The organism is Synechococcus sp. R6-7 (assembly GCF_047461695.1).
Taxonomy (GTDB): domain Bacteria; phylum Cyanobacteriota; class Cyanobacteriia; order Thermostichales; family Thermostichaceae; genus Thermostichus.
This window is the reverse complement of record NZ_JANSHS010000521.1, coordinates 1-863: the sequence shown is the minus strand read 5'-3', so window position 1 is coordinate 863 and position 863 is coordinate 1. Positions and strand designations below refer to the sequence as shown.

The window sequence follows — 863 nt, the reverse complement described above, 5'->3', positions numbered from 1 at the left end:
CGAAGCAGTCAGGGTCGGGTAGTTTACTTGGCGGATCCCCCTACAGTCAACTGGCCCAGCACGTTGATATCAAAGGTGAAATTAATTGTCACCGAGTTGCCCTCGTAAGCCTCAGGCAGCGGCAGGAAGGGAGCTGCCCTCTGGATAGCCGTCAGCGCTGCATCGTCTGTTTGTTGGCTGCCGGACGTGCGCCCCAGGCGAATGCTCTGCAGATCGCCAGCTCGACCCACTGTAAAGATCACCACTGTGCGGCGCGAGGTACCGGTCTGCCCAGGTATCCAATTTTGCTCCACTTTCCGTTGCAAAGCGGCCAGCCAGGGGCCCCAATCCACATTGGCCCGCGCTGCCACACTGGGGGGATTGGGAGCGGATTGGGTGGGGTTGGCCAATCCACTGGCTCCACTGCCCTGGATCCCGGCTCCATTGCTGGGAGCAGAGGCACTGACCGGAGGCCCCAACTGGGAAGAGTCAGAGGGCCGCTGGGCGGGAAGAACCTCTGTCACCGGTTGCGGAGCGGGCGGAACGGGAGCCAATTGGCTGGGATCCGAAACCCGCTCGCTTGGCTGTATGGGCAAGGGCTCCGCAGTCGGCGGGGGAGTGGGCCTTGGAGAGGGAGCAGCCGCCACAGGCGGTGGAGTTTGGGTCGGAGTAGGTCTGGGGACAGGCGTGGGAGGGGGCGGTGCCGCAGTCGGGGTCGCGGTGGGCTGAGGGGGAGCGGGGGTTGGGGTAGGCGTGGGCTTGGGTGGAGGGGTTGGAGTTGGGGTTGCCAGGGCAACTGCAGCCGGGGCAGGTGGTGGTGGAACAGGGGCAGGCGGTGGCGGTGGTTGGGGTCTTGGCGGCGGCGGCGGAGGGGCCTCCTGGGG

Annotated in this window: 1 protein-coding gene; it reads right to left on the bottom strand. The window is 65.9% G+C overall.

Going from position 1 to position 863, the window contains the following annotated elements:
- Positions 1–23: 23 nt before the first annotated feature.
- Positions 24–575, bottom strand: a complete 552-nt coding sequence (locus NW815_RS13685) for an energy transducer TonB (protein WP_414416132.1) — start codon at positions 573–575, stop codon at positions 24–26.
- Positions 576–863: the final 288 nt, after the last annotated feature.